Genomic DNA, 23,184 nt, shown 5'->3' with positions numbered 1-23,184 from the left:
TAAGGGATTTCGCTATATTAGGGGTTGCGCTGGGGGCCGTTTGGTAGTGAGCTTCCGGCCCTTTCGCACTTGCGAAATAACCGACACCATAGTCGAGGGATCAACTTGCTCTACTCGATGTACGAAGCGCAGCGCGCATTCATGGCGCCCATGCGTTTTCTGACCCAGGCCTCCAAGGCCATGAACGGTCACCCCCTTGCGCCTTTCTCCTACATGGCCTTTGGCAGGGCGCTCGAAGCCGGCATGGAAGTGCTGGACGGCGTCATCAAGGACCGGGGCAAGCCGGACTGGGAAATCGACTTCGCCGAGACCCCGGACGGCGACGTTCCGGTCAGCTTCGACCCGGTGATCGAGACCCCGTTCTGCAACCTGGTCCACGTGTTCCGCGACACCGAGCGCAAGGATCCCAAGGTCCTGCTCGTGGCGCCGGTCTCCGGCCACTACGCCACCCTGCTCCGCGGGACGGTGCGGGGGCTGATCAAGGAACACGACGTTTATGTCACCGACTGGAAGGACGCCCGCTCGATTCCGTTGAGCGACGGCTCGTTCCATCTGGACGACTATATCGCGCTCCTGATGGAGTTCATCCGCCACCTCGGCCCGGATGTGCACATCGTCGCCGTTTGCCAGCCGGCCCCGATCGTACTCGCGACCGTCTCGCTAATGGCGCAGATGGACGATCCGGCCCAGCCGATCTCGATGACCCTGATGGGCGGCCCGATCGACCCGCATGCGGCACCGACCATCGTCACCCAACTGGCCGATGCCCGGCCGATGAGCTGGTTCGAGACCCGCTGCATCACCCGGGTGCCGGTGTTCTATCCGGGCGCCTTCCGGCGGGTCTATCCGGGCTTCATGCAGGTCGGCGCCTTCATCGCCATGAACCCCGACCGTCACGTCTCCGCCCATATGGCCATGTTCCGCCATCTGATCGAAGGCGACGACGACTCGGCGGAATCCAAGCAGCGGTTCTATGACGAGTACCTGTCGGTGATGGACGTCCCGGCGGAATACTATCTCGAGACTGTGGAGCGGGTGTTCAAGGAGCGCCAGCTTCCGCGCGGCATCATGAAATGGCGCGGCCAGCTCGTTGAGCCGGCGGCGATCAAGAAGACCGCGATGCTGACGGTCGAGGGCGAGAAGGACGACATCTCCGCCCCCGGCCAGACCCTCGCCGCCCACGATCTGACCACCGGCATCCCGAAGAACCGGCGCCGCAATCACATCGAGAAGGCGGTCGGCCATTACGGCATCTTCAACGGCCGCAAATGGCGCACCAACATCCTGCCGGAAATCACCAAGTTCATCCGCGAGGTCTCCTGACCTACGCGCTTGCCGAGATCGCAGGCGGTCCGTGGCCGGGCCGCCTGGCGATCGCTCCCCTGCCCCGCGCGGCGGAGGAGTTCGAGGCGATCAAGGACTGGGGTACCGGACTGGTGCTGTCGCTCGTCGAGGACGAAGAGGCGGAACGCGCCGGCGCGCCGGACCTGCCCGACCGGTTCGACCGCGAGGGCATCGCGTGCCTGCGCGCGCCCATCGTGGATTACGGCAGCCCCGACGAAGCCTTCGAGACAAGCTGGGTCGACCACCGCGAGAGCGCGCTGGCCCTGCTTGAGACGGGCGGGAAGGTGCTTGTCCATTGCCGGGGCGGCCAGGGCCGCAGCGGCACCATCGCCGCCGCGCTGCTGATCGCCGGCGGCATGGTTCCGGCCGATGCCATCGCCGAAGTCAGGCGCAGCCGGCCGGCGGCCATCGAGACTGCGGGACAGGAAATCTGGCTCAACACCCGGGCGGCCATCCGTCGGGCCTGAGGGCAGAAAGGCCGTCGGAGCGCAGGCAGATCCCGCGCTCCGACGCAGTCGTCAGATCAATCGACGGCGGCGATCACGCCGATCTCGACGGTGAACACCGGGCGGGCCAGACGCGGAGATTCCACGCAGGCGCGGGCCGGCGCGCAGCCTTCCGGCACCCAGGCGTCCCACTCGGCGTTCATGGCGTCGAAATCGTCCATGGTGTTCAGCCAGATGGTGGCCGAGAGCAGCTTGCTCTTGTCGGTGCCGGCCTCGGCCAGCAGCGCGTCGATCCGGTCGAGGATGTTCTTGGTCTGCTCGCCCGCGCTGGCGCCCTGCTTGTCCTGGGCGACCTGGCCGGCCAGATAGGCGGTGCCGTTATGCACCACGACCTGGCTCATGCGCTTGGCGGTCTGAAAGCGCTGAATGCTCATCGCATCGTTCCTTCTTATCATGATCTTGGGTGACCTAGCCGCTTGCGCGCGAGGCCGTTATGGTTGGCGCGCCATCCTACCCAGGACCCATCTGTTGAGCGAGCCCCGATGGACGCCTCCGCACGTTTCCTTCCCATCCCGGCGGCCGGGAGCACCGGCCGGTGACGCCCGAGCAGATCGCCGCCCTGTCCGCGTGGATGTCCGATCGCCTGGATGCCGCGCGTGTCGAGCTGTCGGCGCCCTCGAAGATGTCCGGCGGAGCGATTCAGGAGAACTGGAAGCTCGATGCCGAGGTGACCGGCGGCGCCCATGACGGGCGCCTCGCCCTCGTGCTGCGCACGGACGCGCCGTCCGGCGTTTCGGTCAGCCATCCCCGCGCCCATGAGTTCGCCCTGCTCCAGGCCGCCTTCGCCGCCGGCGCCACCGTGCCGGAGCCCCTGGCCCTGGACGAGACCGGTACGGTGCTGGGCAAGCCGTTCTACCTGATGCGCCGGGCTGCCGGCACCGCCAACCCACGCGCCCTGTCCCGCGACACGGCACTGGACCCGCACCGCCCGGACCTGACCGCGGCGATCGGCCGGGAGCTGGCGCGGATCCACTCGATCACCCCGCCCCGACCGGACCTGGCGTTCCTGCCGCAGGACCCGCGGCCGCCGGTCGCCCGGCGCCTGGACGAGTTCCGCAGCCAGTTGGACGCCCTGCCCGAGGCTTACCCGGCGCTGGAATGGGCGATCCGCTGGCTCGAGATGAACGCGCCCGCCAGCGCGGCCACCGTGCTCGGCCATGGCGATTTCCGCTGCGGCAACATCATGGCCGACGGGGCAACGGTGACGGCGGTGCTCGACTGGGAGTTCGCCGGCTGGTCCGATCCCATGGAAGACGTGGGCTGGATTTGCGCCCGCTGCTGGCGCTTCGGCGTCGACGACCGGATCGTGGGGGGCATCGGCGACCTGGTCGATTTCCGCCGGGGTTACGAGGCCGAGGCCGGCCATTCCCTGGAGTGGGACCAGGTCGCGTTCTGGGAGGTGCTGGCGACCGTGCGCTGGGCGATCATCGCCCTGCACCAGGGCGAGCGGCACCTGTCCGGCGAGGAGATGTCGATGGAGCTGGCGCTGACCGGGCGCAAGGCGGTGGAAATGGAATTCGACGTCCTGACCCAGATCCGGGCCATCGAGACCGGCGCACTGGAGCGGCTATCATGAGCGACCGACCGAACAGGGGCGAATTGCTGGCCGCGGCGGAAGAGACCCTGCGCGACGATGTTCTGCCGTCGCTGGAGGGATCCGCGAAATACGCCGCCCTGATGGTCGCGGCGGCGATCGCCACGGTACGCCGGGAGATCGAGACCGGCGAAGCCGCGTCCCGGCGGACCCTCGACGCCTATGCGGAACTCTATGGCCAGGACAACGTCTACCGCAGCGGCGGCTACGCAGACGGACGGATCGCCGCCCTGTCGCGCGATCTGGCGCGGGAAATCCGCAGCGGCACCTATGACGGGGATATGCTGGGGCCGGTCTTCGCCGTGCTGGAAACCCAGGTGGTCGAGCGGTTGGGTCTGTCCAACCCGCGCTTCCTCACCTCGAGCGGCTACAGCCAGCCGGGTGCGGAATAGCGGCACCGCGCCGTCGCGCCCGCTCGGAAAGCAAAAGGCCCCGGTTCGCAGGGCCTTTCTCGTTCCGGGTCAGGGTGTCGCTTCGACCGGGATGGCGGCACCGTTGCCCTGCTTGGCGACGGCCGGCTTGACCGGTTCGAGTTTCGGCAGCGACTTCTTGTCGGACTCGGTCGGGAAGTGGCGGCAGTTGCCCTCGAAGAACGCGCCAGGCTCGATCGACAGACGTTCCTGTATGACGTCGGCGATCACCCGCGCGGTCTTCGCCAGGGTCACGTGACGCGCCTTGATCTGCCCGGTGACATGGCCGGCGATCACGACGGTCTCCGCCTCGATGGCGCCGCGTACCGTTGCGGTGGAGGACACGGTGAGCTTGTTGGAGATGATGTCGCCCTCGACCGTGCCGTCGACCTGAACGTCACCCTCGCTCGTCAGGTTGCCGTTGATCGTCAGATCTGAACTGATGATCGACGGCGCCGCCGGAGCCTTCGGGGCGATGCCACCGTCGGACTTACTTGGCGTTTTTTGCTTGCTGCTGAACATGAGTGCCCGCTTTCATGAACTTGGACGGGTTGATCGGCTTATCGTTGTACCGCACTTCGTAATGCACGTGCGGACCGGTGCTGCGGCCGCTGGAACCCAGCAGCGCGATGACCGTGCCAAGATCGACCTTCTGACCAACCTTCACCTTGATCTTAGCGAGATGTCCGTAGCGCGTCACCAGTCCATGTCCATGGTCGATGTCGATCACCCGGCCATAGGCCGTGCGCCGGCCGGCGAAGCTCACCACACCCGGCGCGGTTGCGGTCACCTCCTGCTTGTACGGACCGGCCATGTCGACGCCGTTATGCACCGAGCGCCGGCCGTTGATCGGATCGACCCGCGTGCCGAACGGGCTGGTAACCGTGTATTTCGTCAACGGCTTGGATAGCGGCATCGAGGCGTAGAAGCCGACGACCTGCTCCCAGCGCTCAAGCCGCTGCTCCAGCTCCACGCGCAGGGCATCGTCCTCGTCGCTCAGGGTCATGTCGGGCAGCAGGGCCTCGAACGGACCGCCCTGCCCGGTCGCGTTCTTCGGGGCCACCGGCACCACCTTCTCCAGCTTCAGCCCGGTGCGGCGGATGACGTCCTCGACCTTGGCGATCTGCCCGCGGGTCCGGTCGGAAATCTTCACCAGTTCGCGGCGGTGGGCATCGCGCTCCGTATCCAGGGTGGATTCCAGATCGGCGACCTGGGCGCGCAGGGTGTCGTTGTCGACGGCCACCGCGCTGCGTTCCAGAATCACGGTGCGCAGGTCGGTCTTCAGCGCGCGCACGTTGCTTTCGAGCAGCGTGACCTTGGCGTTGGAGGCCTCAAGCTCGTTGTGCAATCCCCACAGACGGTCGTCCAGGGCCGCCCGCTCCGCCGCGATCTCCGCCTTCTCGGCCTCGACCACCGCCAGATGCTGGCGCAGGGTCCCGATATGCGCTTCAAGCGCGTTGTTCTTGCCGGTGATCTGCCGCAGCTCGGAGCCGAACAGCTCGAGCTGGTCGTTCATCTGCTTGCGCGCCGAGGCGATGCGGTTGCGCTCCTCCTCGGAGCTGCGCAGCGCGACCTCGGTGGAGCTCAGGTCCTGCTTCAGCTCTTCGTTCTGGCTGAAGAGACCCCGCAGGTGCGCCTCCGTCTCCTTCAGGTCGCGCGTGATGCCGACGATCGAGAGCTGGTAGTCCGACACCTGGTCGAGCAGTTTCCGATAGGCCTGCCGAGAGCGGGAAATCGCATCCGCCTTCTCAGCGATCATGTCCTTCTGGTTCTGGAACCCGACGGTCGCGAATCCGACCCATCCGGCGACTCCGACCCAAACCGCAATAACACCGACCTGCAGGGCCGTGCTCACGCGTAAATAGCTGGTCTCGCCCTCGGTGCGAATAATGATCTGGCGCTCAGGCAGGAGCCGCCGGATCTTCTGCACCGTGCGGTCCGCCCATCCAACGGACTCATCGGTCATGCATTCTCCCCCGCAATCGATTGCGTGACCGGCAACCACCGGCCTGCCGTATTCCTTTCGCAGAACGCCTCTCCCGAGAGGTCGCCGAAAGGTACATTTTAGGAGTAGCCTTTAGCAAGGTCGGAAGCACATCGGCTGGCAATTGGCGCCCCGCGTGGCGGTGGCGGAGATGCAGCGGAGGCTGTGATTGGACGCTCCTCCTTCCCACGACGACCAACTCCGCGGCGTCGCCATGGCGCTGCGTCACTGGTTCGAGGTCCGCGACGTGGAGGCGGAGCAGCGTAAGCTCGGCATCCTGCCAGTTCGCTCCGGCGATCCGAAGTACGACAAGGGTCTGCGGCCGCTGGCCCTGACGACCCTGCCGCCGCAACTGGTGCGGCTGAAACCCGACGCGCCCATGGTCACGCTGCATTACATGCAGGACGTGTATGACGACGGCGAGCTGCGGGCCGATCCCTGGCGGTGGTGGTTCGCCTGGATCGCCATCGAACTGATCGCCCGCTCCGGCCCCGACCCGGACGGCAGCCGCGCCCGCCGGTTCGTCCTGGAGGACCCGTCGCTGGAGACCGTCCGGCGGCAGGCATCGCGCTGGCTCGCCGCCGCCCCGCCCCGAATCCATGCCGTTCAGGCCCGGCTTTCCGAGCTGCTCGACTATGCCCTGAACGAGGCCGATTCCGCAGGCCGCACGATCCAGGAACGGGTGCGTAGCAGCGTCGAAAACCTGGATCTCACCGTGGCCCAGGCCATGGCCGCGGAGGCCGGACGCGTCTCGGCGTCGATCAGCGGACGGCTGGCGGAACGGGCCCGCCGCGGCTGACGGAGCCCTGGCGTCGGCGCGGCGGAGACGAACCGCGAGACATCAGCCCCACGGCACCGACGACTCCTGACTCCCGGCAAACACTCGCAGCTCGAAACGCAATCAAAATAAAAAATTCGACCGTCAATCAGCTTGCCGCCATTAGGACAATGCATATACTGGCTAAACTCCGCATGTAATGAAATCAATATCCATAATGTTGGTAGGTAATTGGGACCTATGTTGAATCGTCCTCTCCTGACCGTGCACGACGCGGCATCAATGCTCCAAGTGCAGGAAGCCACCGTCCGGTCGTGGATCCGGGACAAACGCATCAGGGCGATCAAGCTCGGCAAGGAATGGCGGATCGCGCCTCAGGATCTGGAAGCCTTCCTGAACGAAAACACCAACCTCGCCAACTGACCCCGGGGGTCAGATCTTCGGCCCCGCCGCCAGTCCGCCCGGACGTCGCGGATCGCTGACGCCGCGGAACCCGTCCTGTGCCGACAGCACCGACTGGGCCGCCCCGAACGCCCGCAGTTCCTCCACCACATGGCCCATGGCGCGCAGCAGATCGAGCGTGTCGGCCGATATCCCCTCCTCCACCCAGATCCGGTCCGGCTGCCACTGGTGATGGAGTCGCGGCGCCGCCGTGGCCTCGGCCAGATTCATCCCATGGTCGACCATGTTCAGGATCACCTGCAGCACCGTCGTGATGATCCGGCTGCCGTCGGGACTGCCCAGCGCCCCGATCGCCCGTCCGTCCCCGCCCAGCAACAGGGTCGGGGTCATCGACGACAGCGGCCGCTTGCCCGGCGCCACCGCGTTGGCCTCGCCGCCGATCAGCCCGTAGGCGTTCGGCGCCCCCGGCTTGGCCGAGAAGTCGTCCATCTCGTTGTTGAGGAAGATCCCGGTTCCCTCCGCCACGATGCCGGCACCGAACCCGAAATTCAGGGTCGTCGTCATCGACACCGCCCCGCCGTGTCGGTCCATCACCGACAGGTGGGTGGTGTTGGCCCCCTCCGGCTTCGGGGTGCCCGGCTGGACGGTGTCGGAAGGGGTGGCACGGGCCAGGTCGATTCCGGCGCGCAGCTCCCCGGCGTAGTGCTTCGAGGTCAGCCATCCAAGCGGCACGTCCCAGAAATCCGGGTCGCCCAAATGGACCGCCCGGTCGGCATAGGCCCGGCGCATCGTCTCGGCCAGCCGGTGCAGGCCGGCCGCGCTGTTATGGCCGAGCGTCTTGAGGTCCCAGCCTTCCAGGATGTTCAGCATCTGCACCAGATGCGCCCCGCCGGAACTGGGCGGCGGCATCGAGGCGATGCCCACGCCCCGATAGCTGCCGAGCACCGGCGCGCGCCACGCCGTCGTATAGCCCGCCAGATCCTCCCGGGTGATCGGCCCGCCGTGCCTTTGCATCTCCGCCGCGATCAGCTCCGCGATGGCCCCCGTGTAGAAAGCGTCCGACCCCTGCTCGGAGATCTGCCGCAGGCTGGCGGCCAGATCCGGCTGGCGTAGCAGATCCCCCGGCCGCAGCGCCTCGCCGTCCGGGCCGGCAATCACCGCCATCGTCGCCGGCCAGGGGCGGAACCTGTCCATGCGCTGGTCGATGCTGCGATGGAGCGTGCGGCTGACGACGATCCCCTGCTCCGCCAGGCGGATCGCCGGCGCCATCGCCCACTCCCGCGGCCAGGTGCCGAACCGATCCAGCAGATCGAGATATCCGGCGACCGAGCCCGGCACGCCGACCGCATGGTGGGAGTAACGCGACCGCTCGCTGTCCACCGAGCCGTCGGGTTTCAGGAAGACGTCCCGATGCGCCGCCGCCGGGGCGGTCTCCCGGAAATCGAGCGCGTGGGTCGCGCGGTCCGCCGGCCGATGGACCAGGGCGAAGCCGCCGCCGCCAAGGTTCCCGGCCTGGGGCAGCGTCACCGCCAGGGCGAAGGCGACGGCCACCGCCGCGTCGACCGCGTTGCCGCCCTGTGCCAGCACCTCCACGCCGACCAGGGTGGCGGTCGCCTCCCGGCTGGCGACCATGCCGCCATCGGCCTCCACGGGAAACAGCCGGTCCGATCCGCCGAGGTCGGCCGGCACGAAGGCCCGGGCGGCGGGCGGCGTCAGAACGCCGGCCCCGATACCTCCGGCGAGCAGTCCCTTGGTGAAACGCCGCCGTGTCAGCATGGCCGGCTCTCCTCATCAGCGATGGACCGACAGGATACGTGCAGAACCGTGCCAGAAACCATGCCGCCGGAGAGCGGCATTAATTCCCTTTTACGCATTAATATCCGGTCAATTACGCCCCACCTTTTGCGAAACGGAACGAAATATCCCGATCCCGTGGAGACAGTGCCATGAACCAGATGAGCCCTTCGCAGACCCAGCCCGCCGCCACGGGCCGCGCCATCGTCGCGCCGCTCGGCTTCACCGTTCCCCAGGACGAAAAGCCGGTGTTCCACAGCTCCGCCCTGACGGGCGGCGCGCCGAAGATCTTCTTCCAGGTCGAGGAGATCCCGGTCGAGATCGCCGACATGCGTCCGATCGCCGATGACCTGGACCTCGACCGCCAGGGCTTCACCCTGCAGCGGCACGAGACGGCGGTCGACGATCTCTATGACGACGAGTCGGTGACCTCGACCTACTACGACGAGATCACGGACATCGTGAAGCGCGCGGTCGGCGCCACGCGGGTCGTGATCTTCGACCATACCCGGCGCTCCGACAGCGGTACCGGCGCCGCCAACAAGGACGGCGCCCGCGGCCCCGCCTCCCGCGTGCATGTGGACTACACCGCCACCTCCGGCCCGAAGCGCGGCAACGACGCGCTGGGGGAAGGACAGGTGGAGGAGATCCTGGCCAAGGGCGGCCGGGTGGTCCAGATCAACGTCTGGCGCCCGATCGCCGGCCCGGTGCAGCGCGCGCCGCTGGCCCTGGCCGACGCGGAATCGATCGCGCCGGACGCCCTGCTCGCCACCGACCAGGTCTTCCCCGACCGGGTCGGCGAGATCTACCAGCTCGCCCATCAGCCGGGCCAGCGCTGGTACTTCGCACCGGAGATGCAGCGCGACGAGGTGCTGCTGATCAAGGGCTGGGACACCAAGGACGGCGTGTCCAAATATACCCCGCACGGCGCCTTCCAGTTCACCGACCAGGACCCGAGTGCTCCGCCGCGTGAAAGCATCGAGGTCCGCACCTTCGCCGTGATCGAGGGCTAGGGTCGCAAGCCTCCGCCGCCCGCCCGACAGCGTGCCCGCGGGTGTCGGACAAAAAAACTTTCGGGAACGGACAGTTCCGCCGTTCCCGATGACCCTGACCGCCCCGGTCCCGCCGGACCGCCGGCAGGGAACTTCCGGGTCAATTACGCCCGGCTATGGGTCTGACGCGTCACTCGGGAGCGACCCGCAAGCCTTGCACTTCCTTTGACAGCGCCCGTGTCCCCGCCTATCAACGCGCAAACCACAACCGGGGAAACGGGCTTCCCATGAACCATCTCGACTCTCTCGAGGCGCAGAGCGTCTACATCCTGCGCGAGGCGTTCAACAAGTTCGACCGCCTGGGCATGCTCTGGTCGCTGGGCAAGGACTCCAACGTCATGCTCTGGCTGGCGAAGAAGGCGTTCTTCGGCCATGTGCCCTTCCCGGCCATGTTCTGCGACACCGGCAAGAAGTTCCCCGAGATGTACGCCTTCCAGAAGGAGTACTCGGTCAAGTGGGGCCTGAACTTCATCCGCCGCGACTGCCCGCCGATCGAGGAGATCGACCCGACCCTGCCGCCGGCCGCCCGCTCCGCCGCGCGCAAGACCGAGGCGCTGAAGCGGCTGATCGCCGAGCTCGACCTGCAGGCGGTGATCGCCGGCATCCGCCGCGACGAGGAGGCGACCCGCGCAAAGGAACGGGTGTTCAGCCCGCGCGGCGAGAACGCCGAATGGGACTTCCGCGACCAGCCGCCGGAGTTCTGGGATCAGTTCAAGACCGACTTCGCGCCGGGTACCCATATCCGCGTGCATCCGCTGCTGCATTGGACCGAGCTCGACATCTGGCTCTACATCCAGCGCGAAGGCATTCCCCTGGTGCCGCTGTATTTCGCCCGGGACGGCAAGCGTTACCGCTCGCTGGGCGACATGGACATCACCAACCCGGTGTCCAGCGACGCCGACACGGTGGAGAAGATCATCGCCGAGCTGCGCGCCACCAAGGTGGCCGAGCGCAGCGGACGGGCGATGGACCATGAGGCCGAAGACGCGTTCGAGCGCCTGCGCTCCGCGGGATACATGTAAGAGAGTCCGCCCAGATGACCTCAGCCCAGATGACCGACACCCCGATCACCGACCTCGCGCCGATGAAGCTCGTCATCGTCGGCCATGTGGACCACGGCAAGTCGACCCTGATCGGCCGCATGCTGCACGACACCGGCTCCCTGCCCGACGGCAAGATGGAAGCGGTGAAGGCCATGTCCGACCGGCGCGGGATGCCGATGGAATGGGCGTTCGTGCTCGACGCCCTGCAGGCCGAGCGCGACCAGGGCATCACCATCGACACAACCCAGATCTTCTTCAAGACCTCTGCCCGCCCCTACGTCATCATCGACGCGCCGGGCCATAAGGAGTTTCTGAAGAACATGGTCTCCGGTGCCGCCTCGGCCGATGCCGCCATCCTGGTGGTCGATGCCAAGGAAGGGGTCCAGGAGCAGACCCGCCGCCACGGCTACATCCTGCACCTGCTCGGCCTCGACAACGTCGTGGTCGCGGTCAACAAGATGGACCTGGTCGACCACGCCAAGGACCGCTTCGAGGAAGTGGCCGGCGAGGTCCACAAGTATCTCGGCGGCATGGGCATCACCCCGGCGGCGATCCTGCCGGTCTCCGCGCGCCACGGCGACGGACTGGCGAACAAGTCGCAGAACATGCCCTGGTTCAAGGGCGACACCCTGATCGCCGCCCTGGACGCCCTGACGCCGAAGCCGCTGCCGGTGGAACTGCCGCTGCGCTTCCCGGTCCAGGACGTCTACAAGTTCGACGAGCGCCGCATCCTCGCCGGCCGCATCGAGAGCGGCAAGCTGAGCGTGGGCGACACCCTGCTGTTCAGCCCGAGCAACGCCCGCGCCCAGGTCCAGTCGATCGAGGCCTGGAGCGTCGACGGCCCCGTCCTGTCCGCCTCGGCCGGCCAGTCCATCGGCATCACCCTGGACGACCAGCTCTTCGTCGAACGCGGCCATGTGGCGAGCCACGAGTCCGAGCCGCCGGTGCAGACCAACGTGTTCCGCGCCCGCATCTTCTGGCTCGGCCGCGCGCCGCTGGAAGTGGGCCGGCGCTACAAGCTGAAGCTCGCCACCCTGGAGCACCCGGTGGAGGTGCAGGCGATCGAGCGGGTGATCGACGTCTCCGACCTATCCGAGCGCCCGGCCGACCGGATCGAGCGCAACGAAGTCGGCGAGGTCGTCCTGCGCGCCCGCGCCATGCTGTCGGTGGACGAGTTCACCGCCAATCCGCGCCTCGGCCGCTTCGTGCTGATCGACGGCTACGACATGGCCGGCGGCGGCCTGGTCTCCATGGACGGGTTCCACGACCTGCGCCGGGCCAATGCCCCGACCTCGCAGAACATCACCGCGGTGGAGACCCGGGTCACCACCGACGCCCGCTGGGCCGCCAACGGCCACAAGTCCGGCGTGCTCTGGCTGACCGGCCTGTCGGGGGCGGGCAAGTCCACCCTCGCCCTCGAGCTGGAGCAGGCGCTGTTCCGCAAGGGCTGGCAGGTCTACGTGCTGGACGGCGACAACATCCGCTTCGACCTGTCCGCCGATCTCGGCTTCGCGCCGGAGGACCGGGAGGAGAACATCCGCCGGGTCGGCGAGGTGGCCGCCCTGTTCGCCCGCGCCGGCATCCTCGTGATCACCGCCTTCATCTCGCCCTACCGGTCCGACCGCGACCGGGCTCGCGCCGTCGCCCCTGACCTGTTCCACGAGGTCTTCGTGAACGCCGGACTGGCGGTCTGCGAGGAGCGCGATCCCAAGGGCCTGTACAAGAAGGCTCGGCGCGGCGAGATCGCCGAGTTCACCGGCATCTCAGCCCCCTACGAGGCGCCGGAGAACGCCGAGGTCGAGATCGACACCGGCGCCTTGTCGCTGTCCCAGTCGGTCGAGCAGCTTCTCGGCTATGTGGAAGCGAACTTCCGAACGGGAGCCGGCTGACGGGCGATGACGGTCGAGGTCGATCTGGTCGAGGGTGCCGGCGAGGCGCTCGACGGTATCCGCAAACAGGCGCTCGACTGGCTGACCGAGCATGCCGTCCTGCACGGGGTGGTCTGGAATACCCAGGAATTCGCCCTGCGCGCGGTGCGTGACGGCGCTGTGGTCGGCACCCTGATCGGCAGCACCAACCTGTCCTGGCTGCATGTCGCCCTGCTGGCGGTCGACCCGGCGGTCCGGCGCGGCGGCGTGGGCGGCGCCCTGCTGGCGCGGGCCGAGCAGCTGGCTCGGGACCGCGACTGCATCGGGATCTGGCTCGACACCTACGATTTCCAGGCGCCGAGCTTCTACCCGCGCTTCGGCTTCACCGAGATCGGCCGCATCGTCGACATGCCGCCGGGCCATAGCCGCCATTACTTCACCAAGCGGCTCTAGCGGCGGTCGGAACGGTCCGAATTTCGGCCGACTGCGCGGATGTGCGCGGTTGATACGGCGGCCCTGTATCGCCATTTTCGCCGCCGGCCGGCCCGGGTTGCGATACACTCAGCCATCCGAGGCCGCCGGGACGGAGCGTCGCGAGGGACCGTCCGTCGACCGGGATCGCAAGCGGGGCAACCCGCCAGGAGACGACCATGGATTACGAGGCCTATTTCCAGGACCAGCTTGATGCCCTGCGCGGCGAGGGTCGCTATCGGGTATTCACCGATATCGAGCGGCACAAGGGCGCCTTCCCCCGTGCCACCCGCCATCGCGAGGGTGGTACCGGCGAGGTCACCGTCTGGTGCTCTAACGACTATCTCGGCATGGGCCAGTTTCCGCCCGTCCTGCAGGCCATGCACGAGGCGCTGGACCGCTCCGGCGCGGGCGCCGGCGGCACCCGGAACATCTCCGGCACCAACCACGACCACGTGCTGCTGGAAGAAGAGCTCGCCGACCTGCACGGCAAGGAAGCCGGGCTGCTGTTCACCTCCGGCTACGTGTCGAACTGGGCGGCGCTTGGCACGCTGGCATCGCGCATGGCCGGCTGCGTGGTGCTGTCGGACGCCGACAACCACGCGTCCATGATCGAGGGCATCCGCCATTCCCGCGCCGAGAAGGTGATCTGGAACCACAACGACCCCGAGGATCTCGACCGCAAGCTGTCGGAGATCGCCCCGAACCGGCCGAAGCTGGTGGCCTTCGAGAGCGTGTATTCGATGGATGGCGACATCGCGCCGATCGCCGAGATCTGCGACGTGGCCGAGAAGCACGGCGCGATGACCTATCTCGACGAGGTGCACGCGGTGGGATTGTACGGTCCGCGCGGCGGCGGCATCTCCGAGCGCGAGGGTCTGGCGCACCGCCTGACGGTGATCGAGGGAACGCTCGGCAAGGCCTTCGGGGTGATGGGTGGCTATATCGCGGCCTCGACGGCGCTGTGCGATTTCGTGCGAAGCTTCGCCTCGGGTTTCATCTTCACCACCGCCCTGCCCCCGGCGATCGCCGCCGGCGCGCGCGCCAGCATCCGGCACCTGAAGACCAGCAATGTGGAGCGCGAGGCCCAGCGCGACCGGGTCGCCAAGGTCCGCGCCGGCCTGGACGCCGCCGGTATCCCCCACCTCGCCAATCCGAGCCATCTCGTCCCGGTGATGGTGGGCGATCCGGTGGATGCCAAGCGGATCAGCGACGAGCTGCTGGACGAGTTCGGCATCTACGTGCAGCCGATCAACTACCCCACGGTCCCGCGCGGCACCGAACGGCTGCGCATCACCCCGTCCCCGGTGCATTCGGACACGGATATCGCCCATCTGGTCGCGTCGCTGGAGACGATCTGGGCACGGTCGGGGCTGAAGCGGGCGGCATAACACATGGCGGCCCTTCGACACGCCCCGATGGGGCTGCTCAGGGCGAGGTCAGTGTTCTGGTGGGCTTAAGTTTCCTTGATTTGACCTCGCCCTGAGCAGCCCCCGCTCTTCGGCGGGGGCGTGTCGAAGGGCCGGCAGTCCCTAAGCCGCCTTCTCCAGCCCGAAGACCCGCTTCGCAAATCCCGGATAGATCTCGGCGATCTCGCCGGCGATGCGGCCGCGCATCAGGGCCAGGGTCTCCGCGTCCGGCAGCGGCGTGGTGGGCACCTCGGCCGGCACGTCGTAGTCGAAGCCGGTGTTCTCCGCGATGCTCTCGACCGTCTCGCCCGGATGCACGCTCTTCAGCACGAAGCGACGGCGCTCCTTGTCCACGTCGAACAGGCAGCGGTCGGTGATCATCGCGAAGGGGCCGCCCGGCCGGTAGACGTTCGGCTCGGAGAAGCCCGGCGCGGAGATGAAATCCACCTGTTCCACCAGCGTGCGCTTGGTGTGCTCCAGCCGGAACAGGATCACCCGCGGCACCACGTAATACAGGTAACCGGAGCCGAAGGAGCCCGGGAACCGCGCCTTGGGCAGGTCCAGATCGCCGATGGAGACCAGGTTGATGTTGGCCTTGCCGTCGATCTGGGCGCCGGAGAGGAAGAACGCGTCGATCCGCCCCTGCCCGGCGCAGTCGAACAGCTCCTTGCCGCCGTCGGAGAAGAAGTTGTGATCCTCCGATCCCAGCACCGAGACCCGGGTCGCATCGCCGGACCGCGCCCGGGCCAGCAGCGCCGCCGCCCCCGGTACCGGCGAGGACGCGCCGACCGCCACATGGCGCAGCCCGTCCAGCATGCCGGCGATGGTGTGGATCAGGATCTCTTCCAACTGCACATCGGAATCGGTCATTCCGCCGCCTCCCGGCCGGTCACGTATTCCGCCAGATAGGCGGCGAAGCCCTCTTCCGTCTTCGCCATCTCGGCATAGCGCGCGAGGTGGCCCTGATCGGCGACCAGGTCGGTGGCGGGCAAGCCCTGGGGCCAACTCCCCTCCTTCGCCTCGGCCATGGCGGTGACGTACAGGCCGGGTATGGTGCCGGCCTTGGTCGCCGGATCGGCCATCAGGTCTCCGTCGACGATCTCCTCCACCGTCACCAGCGTGTCGCGGGCGGCATGGGCCATGACCATCAGCTCGCGCCGCACGCCGATCCAGACATTGCCGTGACGGTCGGCCTTGGCCGCATGGAACACCGCGAGATCCGGGGTCAGGGCCGGGATGGCGACCACCGGATCGTTGTCGCCGAACGGGTTCTCGATGACCTTCCAGTCGTCGCGGCGGGCCAGGATGTCGGAGCCGATGAGCCCGCGCATGACCGAGAACGGCGCCCCCCGCTCGGCCGCCTGCAGCCCGGCATGGATGGCGGGGCACGTGGCGTCCTTCACGATGATGCTGCCGGCCTTCACCGCGGCGGTGAAGCGCGGGGCCAATCCGTGCTCGCCCAGGGTGACGGCGGAGGTCTCGGCCACCTTGACGCAGCCCGCGCCGATCAGCAGGTCGCCGTGATAGCCGAACACCGGCACGCCGACGAGGTGCAGGTCCTTTACCCCCCGGCGGATCACCGCCCGCCACAGGGCATTGGCGCAGCCGGAATAGTCCGGCGGCAGGGCGATCGTCGCGCCGTCCGTCACCTTGGCGGCGAGCGCGCCGAGGCTGGTCACCATTTCGGTCATCGTTTCCTCCCGATATCCCGGCCAAGTCTGCGCCGGTCGCGCGCGCCGATCAACGGCCGCGCCGGCATCAGACCGGTGCCGGCCGGCCTATTGGCCGAAGCCCTCCACCGGGGCGACGTAGCTGCGGTAGGTGGTGTTCGGCGCGTAGCCCGCGTCCACCGGCAGGGTCACGCCGGTGATGGCGGCGGCGGCGTCCGACAGCAGGAAGGCTATCGGCTCGGCGATGTTGCGCGGAGTGACCAGGATCTTCAGCGCACCGGCATCGCGGATCGCCTCGGGATCGCGGTGGCCGCTGTCGATGCGGGCCTGGATCGCCGGAGTGATGGTGTAGGTCGGGGCGACCGCGTTCACCCGGATGCCGTGGATGCCGTATTCCACCGCCAGGATCTCGGTCAGCGCCTTCACCGCCGCCTTGGAGACGTTGTAGCTGGGGATTGGCAGGGCGGTGAAGCTGTTGATCGAGGCGAGATTGACGACCGCCCCGGCCTGACGCGCCTTCATGCGGCGGCAGGCGGCGACGTTCACCGACCAGGTGCCGCGATAGTTCACGTCCATGATCCGGTCGGCTTCGGCCCGGTCCATGCGTTCGGTGGTCATGGCGTTCTGCAGGATGCCGGCGGCGTGGACGACGGCGCCGACCGCGCCGATCTCGCTCTCCACCCGGTCGAAGAAATCCTCCACCGCCGCGTCGTCGGCGACATCGAGCGCCAGCGCATGGGCGGCGGCCCCGGCGACTTTCAGCTCCTCGGCGGCCTTGGCCGCACCCTCGGCGTTCATGTCGGCGATGACGAGGGTGTCGCCCCGTTCCGCCAGCACCTCGGCACTGGCCCGGCCGATGCCGCTGGCACCGCCGGTGATGACACTGATCCGGCTCATGTTTCCTCTCCCGGGGCTGCGCCCTCTGGTGTTCTGGTTTGTGTCTGGTTGGCGGGGATCATGACAAGCGGGCGGGTGTGGCGGCAATGGGGGGAATGCGCGCCCGGTCCGCCTGACCATGCCCCGTGCTCGGGAGGGCCCTTCGACACGCCCCGGACCGGATCCGGGGTTGCTCAGGGCGAGGTCTAAGACAATGCAGTCAACACCCCGACCTCGCCCTGAGCAGCCCCATCGGGGCATGTCGAAGGGCCGGATCCGCCCCCTACTCCCGAAACTTGACGAAATCCTCGAGTGGCGCCCGGTCGGTGATCAGCGTGTTCTCCGGCCGATCCCAGTCCGCGTAGCCGAGCGACATGCCGCAGACCACGGCCTCCATCTCGTCGAGCCCCAGGCTCTCCCGGATGACCTTATGGAACGGCGCGAAGGCCGCCTGAGGGCAGGTCTCCAGCCCGTGGGAGCGGGCGACCAGCATCACGTTCTGCAGGAACATCCCGTAATCCAGCCAAGAGCCGATCTCCAGGTCCCGGTCGATGGTGAAGACCAGCCCCACCGGCGCGTCGAAGAAGGTGTAGTTGCGGCCGTGCTGCACATGCATCTTCTCAGAGTCGCCCTTGGCGATGCCGACCAGCCCGTAGAGGTCCCAGCCCACCTTGCGCCGGCGCGCCAGATACGGCTCGCGGAACTGCTTGGGGTAATAGGCCCACTCGCCCTTGTGTTCCTCGCCGCTATCGAAGGCGGTCATGATCGCCGCGGACAGATCCTCCCGTGCCTTGCCGGTCAGGACATGCACCTTCCAGGGCTGCATGTTGGTACCGGACGGGGCGCGGGCGGCGATCTGGAGGATGCGTTCGACCGTCTCGCGCGGTACCGGGTCGGGCTTGAAGCCGCGCACGGAACGGCGCTGGCCGACGGCCTCTTCCACCGGGTTAAGGTCGGAAACGGGGAGCGGGATATTGGGGGCATGATCTGTCATGCAGCGACGCTAGCCAGTTCCCGCCCGATCATCCAGATCCCCAGTAGCAACAGTGCCGTGAAAAGCGCGCGGCGAAAGGCCTGCTCCGATAGCCGGCCGCGCAGCCGGCGGCCGATCTCCATGCCGAGAAAGGCGGGAATCACCCCGGCCAGGGTACCGAGTGCCGCGCCGCCGCCGATCAGACCGCGCCCGCCGAGGCCGAGCGCCAGGGCGAGCGTGGCCACCGTGAAGGTCGCCCCCATCATCTGCACCAGCCGGTCACGGCCCAGCGCCAGGGACTGCAGATACGGCACGGACGGGATCACGAAGGAGCCGGTCATGCCGGTCAGCAGCCCGGTGACGAGACCGCAGAGCGGCCCGAGCCAGCGCTCCCGCGATCCTGGCTGCGGCCAGGGCGGGGTCAGCAGGCCGAGCGCGGCATAGACCGCAATCGACGCCCCCAGCAGGATCACCAGCAGGTCGGAGGGGACCAGGGCCACCGCACCGGAGGTCGCCAGGGTGCCGAGCGCCACCGCCGCCAGAAACGGCCAGAATCGGCGCAGCATCGCCGGGGTCTCCCCGCCGGTGAGCGCCTGCTGCAGATTGGTCAGAAAGGACGGCAGCAGCATCGCCGCCATAGCCGCCGGCAGGCCGAGAATCGGGGTCAGCAGCGCCAGGCTGACCGTGGGCAGGCCGAGCCCGACCACGCCCTTCACCAGGCCGGCGAGAAACAGGACACCGACTATGGCCGCGAGATCAGCGAAATCCGTCATGGCGCGACGATAGGCACCGCCCCCGACCGGACGCTACGGTGCGGCCCGAAGCATCTCGTAATGCGGAATGCCGTCCTCGTCATACGGTCCCATGACGGCGGCGTAGCCCAGGCTCTCGTAGAACTCCTTCAGATAGGCCTGCCCGTTCAACCGGACCGCCGGGGTGCCGAACGTCGCCTCGGAGAAGCGGTGGCACTCCGCCATCAGCAGGCGGCCCACACCCCGCCCCCGGGCCGCCGGCGTCGTCAGCACCCGGCCGACCGCCGGCTCGGCATAGTACACTCCGGGCGCGAACAGCCGCGCATAGGCCAGCAGCACGCCGTCCCCCGGATGCCCGTCATAGCCCAGCAGATGCAGCGCCTTGGGATCCTTGCCGTCGATCTCCGGATAGGGACATTCCTGCTCGACCACGAAGATGTCCACCCGTGCCTTCAGAATCGCGTAGAGCTGGTCCCGGTCGAGCTGGTCCCATCGGTGCCAGCGCCAAGTGACCGGCGGCAATTCAGCCCCGCTCACGGCCGGCTCGCCTGCTGGGTGGCCATGCCGCGCCGGATATCCAGCACGGCGGTCAGCGGCACCAGGGTGAAGCCGGCGGCCTTGGCCTTCGGGATCCAGTCCTCCAGCACGGCCAGGGTGTTGTCGCGCGGATGGCCGATGGCGATCGCCGTGCCGGCCTTGCGGGCCACCTTCTCTGTCTGTTCCAGACGCATCGCCACCTCCTCCGGGCTGTCGGTATTGTCGAGGAACACGTCGCGCACCGTCGTCGGCACGCCGTAGGATGCGACGGTGGAGGCCGCCACGCTCTTCGGCGAGGTCAGGCTGTCCAGGAACAGCAGCCCCCGGTCGCGCAGTCCCTCGGCCACCAGGCGCATGCCCTCCTCGCTCTCGGTGAACAGGCTGCCCATGTGGTTGTTGATGCCGACATAGCCGGAAAACCGGGCGAGATCCCAGTCCAGCCGGCTCAGCACCTCGATGGCGCCCAGGCGCATGTCGAGCGCGTTCGGCCCCGGATCGGCATCCTCGCCATGGGGCTGCATCGGGATATGGACCAGCAGTTCGTGCCCCGCGTTGCGCGCCGCCGCGGTCTGGCTGTCCAGACCTTCGGCATAGGGCAGATAGGCCAGGGTCACCGGTGCGGGCAGCGCCACCGCCCGGTTGGAGCGGCGCACGTCGATGCCGAGATCGTCCAGCACGATGGCGATGAAGGGACCGCCGCCGGACATGTCGGCCGCCACCGCATAGCGGCGCCAGGCGGGCAGGTCTCCCTCATCGGCGGTCGGCGGCTTGGCCGGCAGGGCGGCGACCTGGGCCGGCGCGGGTGCGGGCCGCGGTGCCGCCTCTGCCTGCTTCATCGCCTCGACCGCCTTGGCCATCTTCGGCAGCGGGATGCCCGGCTCGGCCTGAACGGCAGTCTGGGTCGGCTTCTGGACCGGCACCGGCGCCTTGGTCGCGGTCTGGGCCGGAGCGGGCGTCGTCCCCTTGGGCGTGCCCAGGAGATCGCGACTCGCGCTCAGTTCGGGCAGGCTCCCGCCGCCGGCGATCCACGCGCCCACGGCGATGCCGCCGCCGAACAGGATGCCTGCGGCGACGACCGCAATCCCGGCGCGCCGCAGCATCCCGCCGCCCGTTGGGGAGGTCTGCTTCCTGCTGCGCGTGGGCTTCTTGCGCTGTGCCGCCATGCTAGCCGCTTCTCTGCCGGTCCTGGGGTTGATAAGGTAGCACGCAACGGCTAGTCCGCTACATAAACAACCGTCTCCAAGCGATTGAAATGTTTCTGCTGATCGATAATTACGACAGCTTCACCTACAACCTCTACCACTTCCTCGGGGAACTGGGAGCACGGTTCGAGGTGCGGCGGAACGACAAGATCACCGTGGACGAGATCATCGATCTCAACCCGGAGGGTATCGTCATCTCGCCCGGTCCCTGCGATCCGGACCGAGCCGGCATCTGTCTGGAACTGGTGGAACGCTGCGCGCCGAGCATCCCGATGCTGGGCGTGTGCCTGGGCCACCAGACCATGGGCCAGGCCTTCGGCGGCACGGTGACCCGGGCCCCGGTGCCGATGCATGGCAAGGTGTCGGAGGTGCATCACACCGGCACCGGTATCTTCGAGGGCCTGCCCTCGCCCTTCGAGGTGACGCGCTATCACTCGCTGGTGGTCCCGACCGAGGGCTGGCCGGATGTCTTGGAGAAGACGGCCTGGACCGAGGACGGCATCGTCATGGGGCTGAAGCACCGCGACTACCCGTGCTACGGCGTGCAGTTCCACCCGGAGAGCATCGCCTCCCAGTTCGGCCACCGGATGCTGGGCAACTTCCTGCGCCTGGCCGGCTTCAACGGCCAGCCGATCCAGCCGATCGAGGAGATCGAGGCGCGGCTGAAGAGAACCGGGACATGAGCGGCGATCTGGGGGACATGAAGACCCTGATCGCCCACGCGGCGACCGGGGCGTCCCTGAGCGAGGAACAGGCCGAGAGCGCCTTCGACATCATCATGTCGGGCAACGCCACCCCGGCCCAGGTCGGCGGCTTCCTGATGGCGCTGCGGGTGCGCGGAGAGACCGTGCCGGAAATCACCGGGGCGGCCCGGGCCATGCGGGCCAAGGCCCTGAAGGTCGAGGTTCCCGCCGATGCCATGGACAATGTCGGCACCGGCGGCGACGGGGCGAAGACCTACAACATCTCCACCGCCGCCTCCTTCGTGATCGCCGGCGCCGGCGTGCCGGTGGCCAAGCACGGCAACCGGGCCCTGTCCTCGCGTTCCGGGGCCGCCGACGTGCTGACCCATCTGGGCGTGAACACCGACTGCGACATGAAGCTGGTGAAGAAGGCAATCGACGAGGTCGGCATCTGCTTCTTCATGGCGCCGCGCCACCACAGCGCCATGCGCCACGTGGCCGGCCCCCGGGTCGAGCTCGGCACCCGTACCCTGTTCAACATCCTGGGTCCGCTGTCCAATCCGGGCATGGTGAAGACCCAGCTCGTCGGCGCCTTCTCCCGCGACTGGATCGTGCCGATGGCCGAGACCCTGGGCCAGTTGGGCTCCACCCGCGCCTGGGTCGTCCATGGCGACGGGCTGGACGAGCTGACCCTGTCCGGCCCGACCCATGTGGCCAGCCTGCAGGACGGCAAAGTGAAAACCTTCGAGGTCACGCCGGAGGATGCCGGGCTGGACCGCGCCCCGATCGACGCCGTGCGCGGCGCCGATCCGGCGCAGAACGCCGTCGCCCTGCGCGAGGTGCTGGAGGGGGCGACGGGCCCCTATCGCGATATCGTTCTGCTGAATGCCGGCGCGGCCCTGGTGGTGGCGGGCAAGGCAGCCGATATCAAGGCCGGGGCCGAGATGGCCGCCGACAGCATCGACAGCGGCAAGGCCAAGGCGAAACTGGACGCCCTGGTCGAGATGACCAACCGGGAGAGCGCCTGATGCGCGACGTTCTGGCGGAGATCTGCGAGCACAAGCGCGGCGAGATCGCCGAGCGCAAGGACCGGCGGTCGCTGGCCGAGCTGGAGGAGTTGGCGAAGGCCGCCTCCGCCCCGCGCGGCTTCGCCAAGGCGCTGACCGCCGCGTCGAAGACCGGCTACGGCCTGATCGCCGAGATCAAGAAGGCCTCGCCGTCCAAGGGGCTGATCCGCGCCGATTTCGATCCGCCCGCCCTTGCCCGCGCCTATGCCGAGGGCGGGGCGACCTGTCTCTCCGTGCTGACCGACGAGAAGTATTTCCAGGGCAAGGACGCCTATCTGGAGGCGGCGCGCGCGGCCGTCGACCTGCCGGCCCTGCGCAAGGACTTCATGCTCGATCCCTACCAGATCGTGGAGGCCCGCGCGCTGGGCGCCGACTGCATCCTGCTGATCATGGCGGCGCTGGACGACGGCCTCGCCGCCGAGTTGGAGAGTGCGGCGACCGATCTCGGCATGGACGTGCTGGTGGAGGTGCACGACGCAGAAGAGATGGCGCGGGCGCTCAAGCTGTCCTCGCCGCTGATCGGGGTGAACAACCGCAACCTGAAGACCATGACCACCGACCTCGCCACGGCGGAGAATCTTGCGTCCATGGTGCCGAAGGACCGAACCCTGATCGCGGAGAGCGGCCTGTTCACGCCGGAGGATCTCGGCCGCATGGCCCGGATCGGCGCGCGCTGCTTCCTGATCGGCGAGTCGCTGATGCGTCAAGACGACGTCACGGCCGCGACCCGCAAACTCCTGGCGGATCCCCTTCCCGCCGTCGCCTGAAC

At 68.1% G+C, this 23,184-nt stretch carries 25 protein-coding genes; 14 read left to right on the top strand and 11 right to left on the bottom strand.

Translation table 11 applies throughout. From position 1 onward, the window contains the following. Positions 1–141 precede the first annotated feature (141 nt). Both T8K17_RS16760 and T8K17_RS16755 read left to right on the top strand, forming a co-directional pair. Positions 142–1,323 carry a polyhydroxyalkanoate depolymerase gene (locus T8K17_RS16760; protein WP_322330881.1) on the top strand — a complete coding sequence of 394 codons (1,182 nt, stop codon included), beginning with the start codon at positions 142–144 and terminating at the stop codon, positions 1,321–1,323. Beyond that, positions 1,269–1,811: a hypothetical protein gene (locus T8K17_RS16755; RefSeq protein WP_322330880.1), complete on the top strand. Its 543-nt coding sequence runs from the start codon at positions 1,269–1,271 to the stop codon at positions 1,809–1,811. Before T8K17_RS16760 ends, T8K17_RS16755 begins: the two co-directional genes overlap by 55 nt. A 56-nt stretch (positions 1,812–1,867) precedes the next feature. Here T8K17_RS16755 and T8K17_RS16750 read toward each other — a convergent pair whose 3' ends face one another. Next, positions 1,868–2,224, bottom strand: coding sequence for a RidA family protein (locus T8K17_RS16750; protein ID WP_322330879.1), 357 nt, complete (start codon positions 2,222–2,224; stop codon positions 1,868–1,870). Between the two features lie 161 nt (positions 2,225–2,385). Here T8K17_RS16750 and T8K17_RS16745 point away from each other — a divergent pair, with 161 nt between their 5' ends. Beyond that, positions 2,386–3,426 carry a phosphotransferase family protein gene (locus T8K17_RS16745; RefSeq protein WP_322330878.1) on the top strand — a complete coding sequence of 347 codons (1,041 nt, stop codon included), beginning with the start codon at positions 2,386–2,388 and terminating at the stop codon, positions 3,424–3,426. Beyond that, positions 3,423–3,836 carry a DUF6285 domain-containing protein gene (locus T8K17_RS16740; protein ID WP_322330877.1) on the top strand — a complete coding sequence of 138 codons (414 nt, stop codon included), beginning with the start codon at positions 3,423–3,425 and terminating at the stop codon, positions 3,834–3,836. Before T8K17_RS16745 ends, T8K17_RS16740 begins: the two co-directional genes overlap by 4 nt. A gap of 69 nt (positions 3,837–3,905) precedes the next feature. On the opposite strand, the gene T8K17_RS16735 is transcribed toward T8K17_RS16740, so the two are convergent. Continuing rightward, positions 3,906–4,376 (bottom strand): polymer-forming cytoskeletal protein, encoded by a 471-nt coding sequence (locus T8K17_RS16735; RefSeq protein WP_322330876.1) that lies wholly within the window; start codon positions 4,374–4,376, stop codon positions 3,906–3,908. Then, on the bottom strand, positions 4,345–5,820 hold the full coding sequence (locus tag T8K17_RS16730) for a peptidoglycan DD-metalloendopeptidase family protein (RefSeq protein ID WP_322330875.1): 1,476 nt from the start codon (positions 5,818–5,820) through the stop codon (positions 4,345–4,347). The genes T8K17_RS16735 and T8K17_RS16730 overlap by 32 nt, the downstream gene beginning before the upstream one ends. Positions 5,821–6,007: 187 nt before the next feature. On the opposite strand from T8K17_RS16730, the gene T8K17_RS16725 reads away from it, so the two are divergent. Together T8K17_RS16725 and T8K17_RS16720 are read left to right on the top strand one after the other, a co-directional pair. Further along, a complete protein-coding gene (locus T8K17_RS16725) occupies positions 6,008–6,637 on the top strand; it encodes a hypothetical protein (RefSeq protein WP_322330874.1) in 630 nt (209 codons plus the stop codon). Between the two features lie 219 nt (positions 6,638–6,856). Continuing rightward, the gene (locus tag T8K17_RS16720; protein WP_028794614.1) at positions 6,857–7,039 is read left to right on the top strand and encodes a helix-turn-helix domain-containing protein; all 183 of its coding nucleotides are present in this window, start codon (positions 6,857–6,859) and stop codon (positions 7,037–7,039) included. A 9-nt stretch (positions 7,040–7,048) separates the two neighbouring features. Here T8K17_RS16720 and ggt read toward each other — a convergent pair whose 3' ends face one another. Further along, on the bottom strand, positions 7,049–8,794 hold the full coding sequence (ggt, locus tag T8K17_RS16715; RefSeq protein WP_322330873.1) for a gamma-glutamyltransferase: 1,746 nt from the start codon (positions 8,792–8,794) through the stop codon (positions 7,049–7,051). Between the two features lie 170 nt (positions 8,795–8,964). Here ggt and T8K17_RS16710 point away from each other — a divergent pair, with 170 nt between their 5' ends. From T8K17_RS16710 to hemA, 5 genes are all read left to right on the top strand, one after another. Further along, positions 8,965–9,825 carry a CmcJ/NvfI family oxidoreductase gene (locus T8K17_RS16710; RefSeq protein WP_322330872.1) on the top strand — a complete coding sequence of 287 codons (861 nt, stop codon included), beginning with the start codon at positions 8,965–8,967 and terminating at the stop codon, positions 9,823–9,825. 266 nt (positions 9,826–10,091) lie between these two features. Next, a complete protein-coding gene (gene cysD, locus T8K17_RS16705; RefSeq protein ID WP_322330871.1) occupies positions 10,092–10,886 on the top strand; it encodes a sulfate adenylyltransferase subunit CysD in 795 nt (264 codons plus the stop codon). A 14-nt stretch (positions 10,887–10,900) separates the two neighbouring features. Then, positions 10,901–12,796 carry an adenylyl-sulfate kinase gene (gene cysC / locus T8K17_RS16700; RefSeq protein WP_322330870.1) on the top strand — a complete coding sequence of 632 codons (1,896 nt, stop codon included), beginning with the start codon at positions 10,901–10,903 and terminating at the stop codon, positions 12,794–12,796. Between the two features lie 6 nt (positions 12,797–12,802). Further along, positions 12,803–13,228: a GNAT family N-acetyltransferase gene (locus T8K17_RS16695; RefSeq protein WP_322330869.1), complete on the top strand. Its 426-nt coding sequence runs from the start codon at positions 12,803–12,805 to the stop codon at positions 13,226–13,228. Positions 13,229–13,425: 197 nt separating this feature from the next. Further along, positions 13,426–14,637, top strand: coding sequence for a 5-aminolevulinate synthase (gene hemA / locus T8K17_RS16690; RefSeq protein ID WP_322330868.1), 1,212 nt, complete (start codon positions 13,426–13,428; stop codon positions 14,635–14,637). A gap of 141 nt (positions 14,638–14,778) precedes the next feature. Here hemA and T8K17_RS16685 read toward each other — a convergent pair whose 3' ends face one another. The 7 genes from T8K17_RS16685 to T8K17_RS16655 all read right to left on the bottom strand — a co-directional run bounded on the left by T8K17_RS16685 (position 14,779) and on the right by T8K17_RS16655 (position 20,626). Beyond that, the gene (locus T8K17_RS16685; RefSeq protein ID WP_322330867.1) at positions 14,779–15,525 is read right to left on the bottom strand and encodes a CoA-transferase; all 747 of its coding nucleotides are present in this window, start codon (positions 15,523–15,525) and stop codon (positions 14,779–14,781) included. Beyond that, on the bottom strand, positions 15,522–16,346 hold the full coding sequence (locus tag T8K17_RS16680; protein ID WP_322330866.1) for a CoA transferase subunit A: 825 nt from the start codon (positions 16,344–16,346) through the stop codon (positions 15,522–15,524). Before T8K17_RS16680 ends, T8K17_RS16685 begins: the two co-directional genes overlap by 4 nt. Before the next feature lie 87 nt (positions 16,347–16,433). Next, complete coding sequence (locus T8K17_RS16675) at positions 16,434–17,222, bottom strand: SDR family oxidoreductase (RefSeq protein WP_322330865.1); 789 nt, start codon at positions 17,220–17,222, stop codon at positions 16,434–16,436. Between the two features lie 262 nt (positions 17,223–17,484). Next, complete coding sequence (locus tag T8K17_RS16670) at positions 17,485–18,195, bottom strand: nitroreductase (RefSeq protein ID WP_322330864.1); 711 nt, start codon at positions 18,193–18,195, stop codon at positions 17,485–17,487. Beyond that, positions 18,192–18,947, bottom strand: a complete 756-nt coding sequence (locus T8K17_RS16665) for a sulfite exporter TauE/SafE family protein (RefSeq protein WP_322330863.1) — start codon at positions 18,945–18,947, stop codon at positions 18,192–18,194. The genes T8K17_RS16670 and T8K17_RS16665 overlap by 4 nt, the downstream gene beginning before the upstream one ends. A gap of 33 nt (positions 18,948–18,980) precedes the next feature. Beyond that, positions 18,981–19,463, bottom strand: coding sequence for a GNAT family N-acetyltransferase (locus T8K17_RS16660; RefSeq protein WP_322330862.1), 483 nt, complete (start codon positions 19,461–19,463; stop codon positions 18,981–18,983). Continuing rightward, positions 19,460–20,626 carry a divergent polysaccharide deacetylase family protein gene (locus T8K17_RS16655; RefSeq protein WP_322330861.1) on the bottom strand — a complete coding sequence of 389 codons (1,167 nt, stop codon included), beginning with the start codon at positions 20,624–20,626 and terminating at the stop codon, positions 19,460–19,462. Before T8K17_RS16655 ends, T8K17_RS16660 begins: the two co-directional genes overlap by 4 nt. An 89-nt stretch (positions 20,627–20,715) precedes the next feature. Here T8K17_RS16655 and T8K17_RS16650 point away from each other — a divergent pair, with 89 nt between their 5' ends. The 3 genes from T8K17_RS16650 to trpC are packed head-to-tail and all read left to right on the top strand — an operon-like array spanning position 20,716 to position 23,182. Then, positions 20,716–21,348, top strand: a complete 633-nt coding sequence (locus T8K17_RS16650; RefSeq protein WP_322330860.1) for an aminodeoxychorismate/anthranilate synthase component II — start codon at positions 20,716–20,718, stop codon at positions 21,346–21,348. Further along, positions 21,345–22,376, top strand: a complete 1,032-nt coding sequence (trpD, locus tag T8K17_RS16645) for an anthranilate phosphoribosyltransferase (RefSeq protein WP_322330859.1) — start codon at positions 21,345–21,347, stop codon at positions 22,374–22,376. Before T8K17_RS16650 ends, trpD begins: the two co-directional genes overlap by 4 nt. Next, the gene (gene trpC, locus T8K17_RS16640; protein ID WP_322330858.1) at positions 22,376–23,182 is read left to right on the top strand and encodes an indole-3-glycerol phosphate synthase TrpC; all 807 of its coding nucleotides are present in this window, start codon (positions 22,376–22,378) and stop codon (positions 23,180–23,182) included. Before trpD ends, trpC begins: the two co-directional genes overlap by 1 nt. Positions 23,183–23,184 lie beyond the last annotated feature (2 nt).

It is taken from the genome of Thalassobaculum sp. OXR-137, from assembly GCF_034377285.1.
Lineage (GTDB): Bacteria > Pseudomonadota > Alphaproteobacteria > Thalassobaculales > Thalassobaculaceae > Thalassobaculum.
Note: the sequence above shows the minus strand (reverse complement) of the source record. Positions and strands in the feature narration are given on the sequence as shown.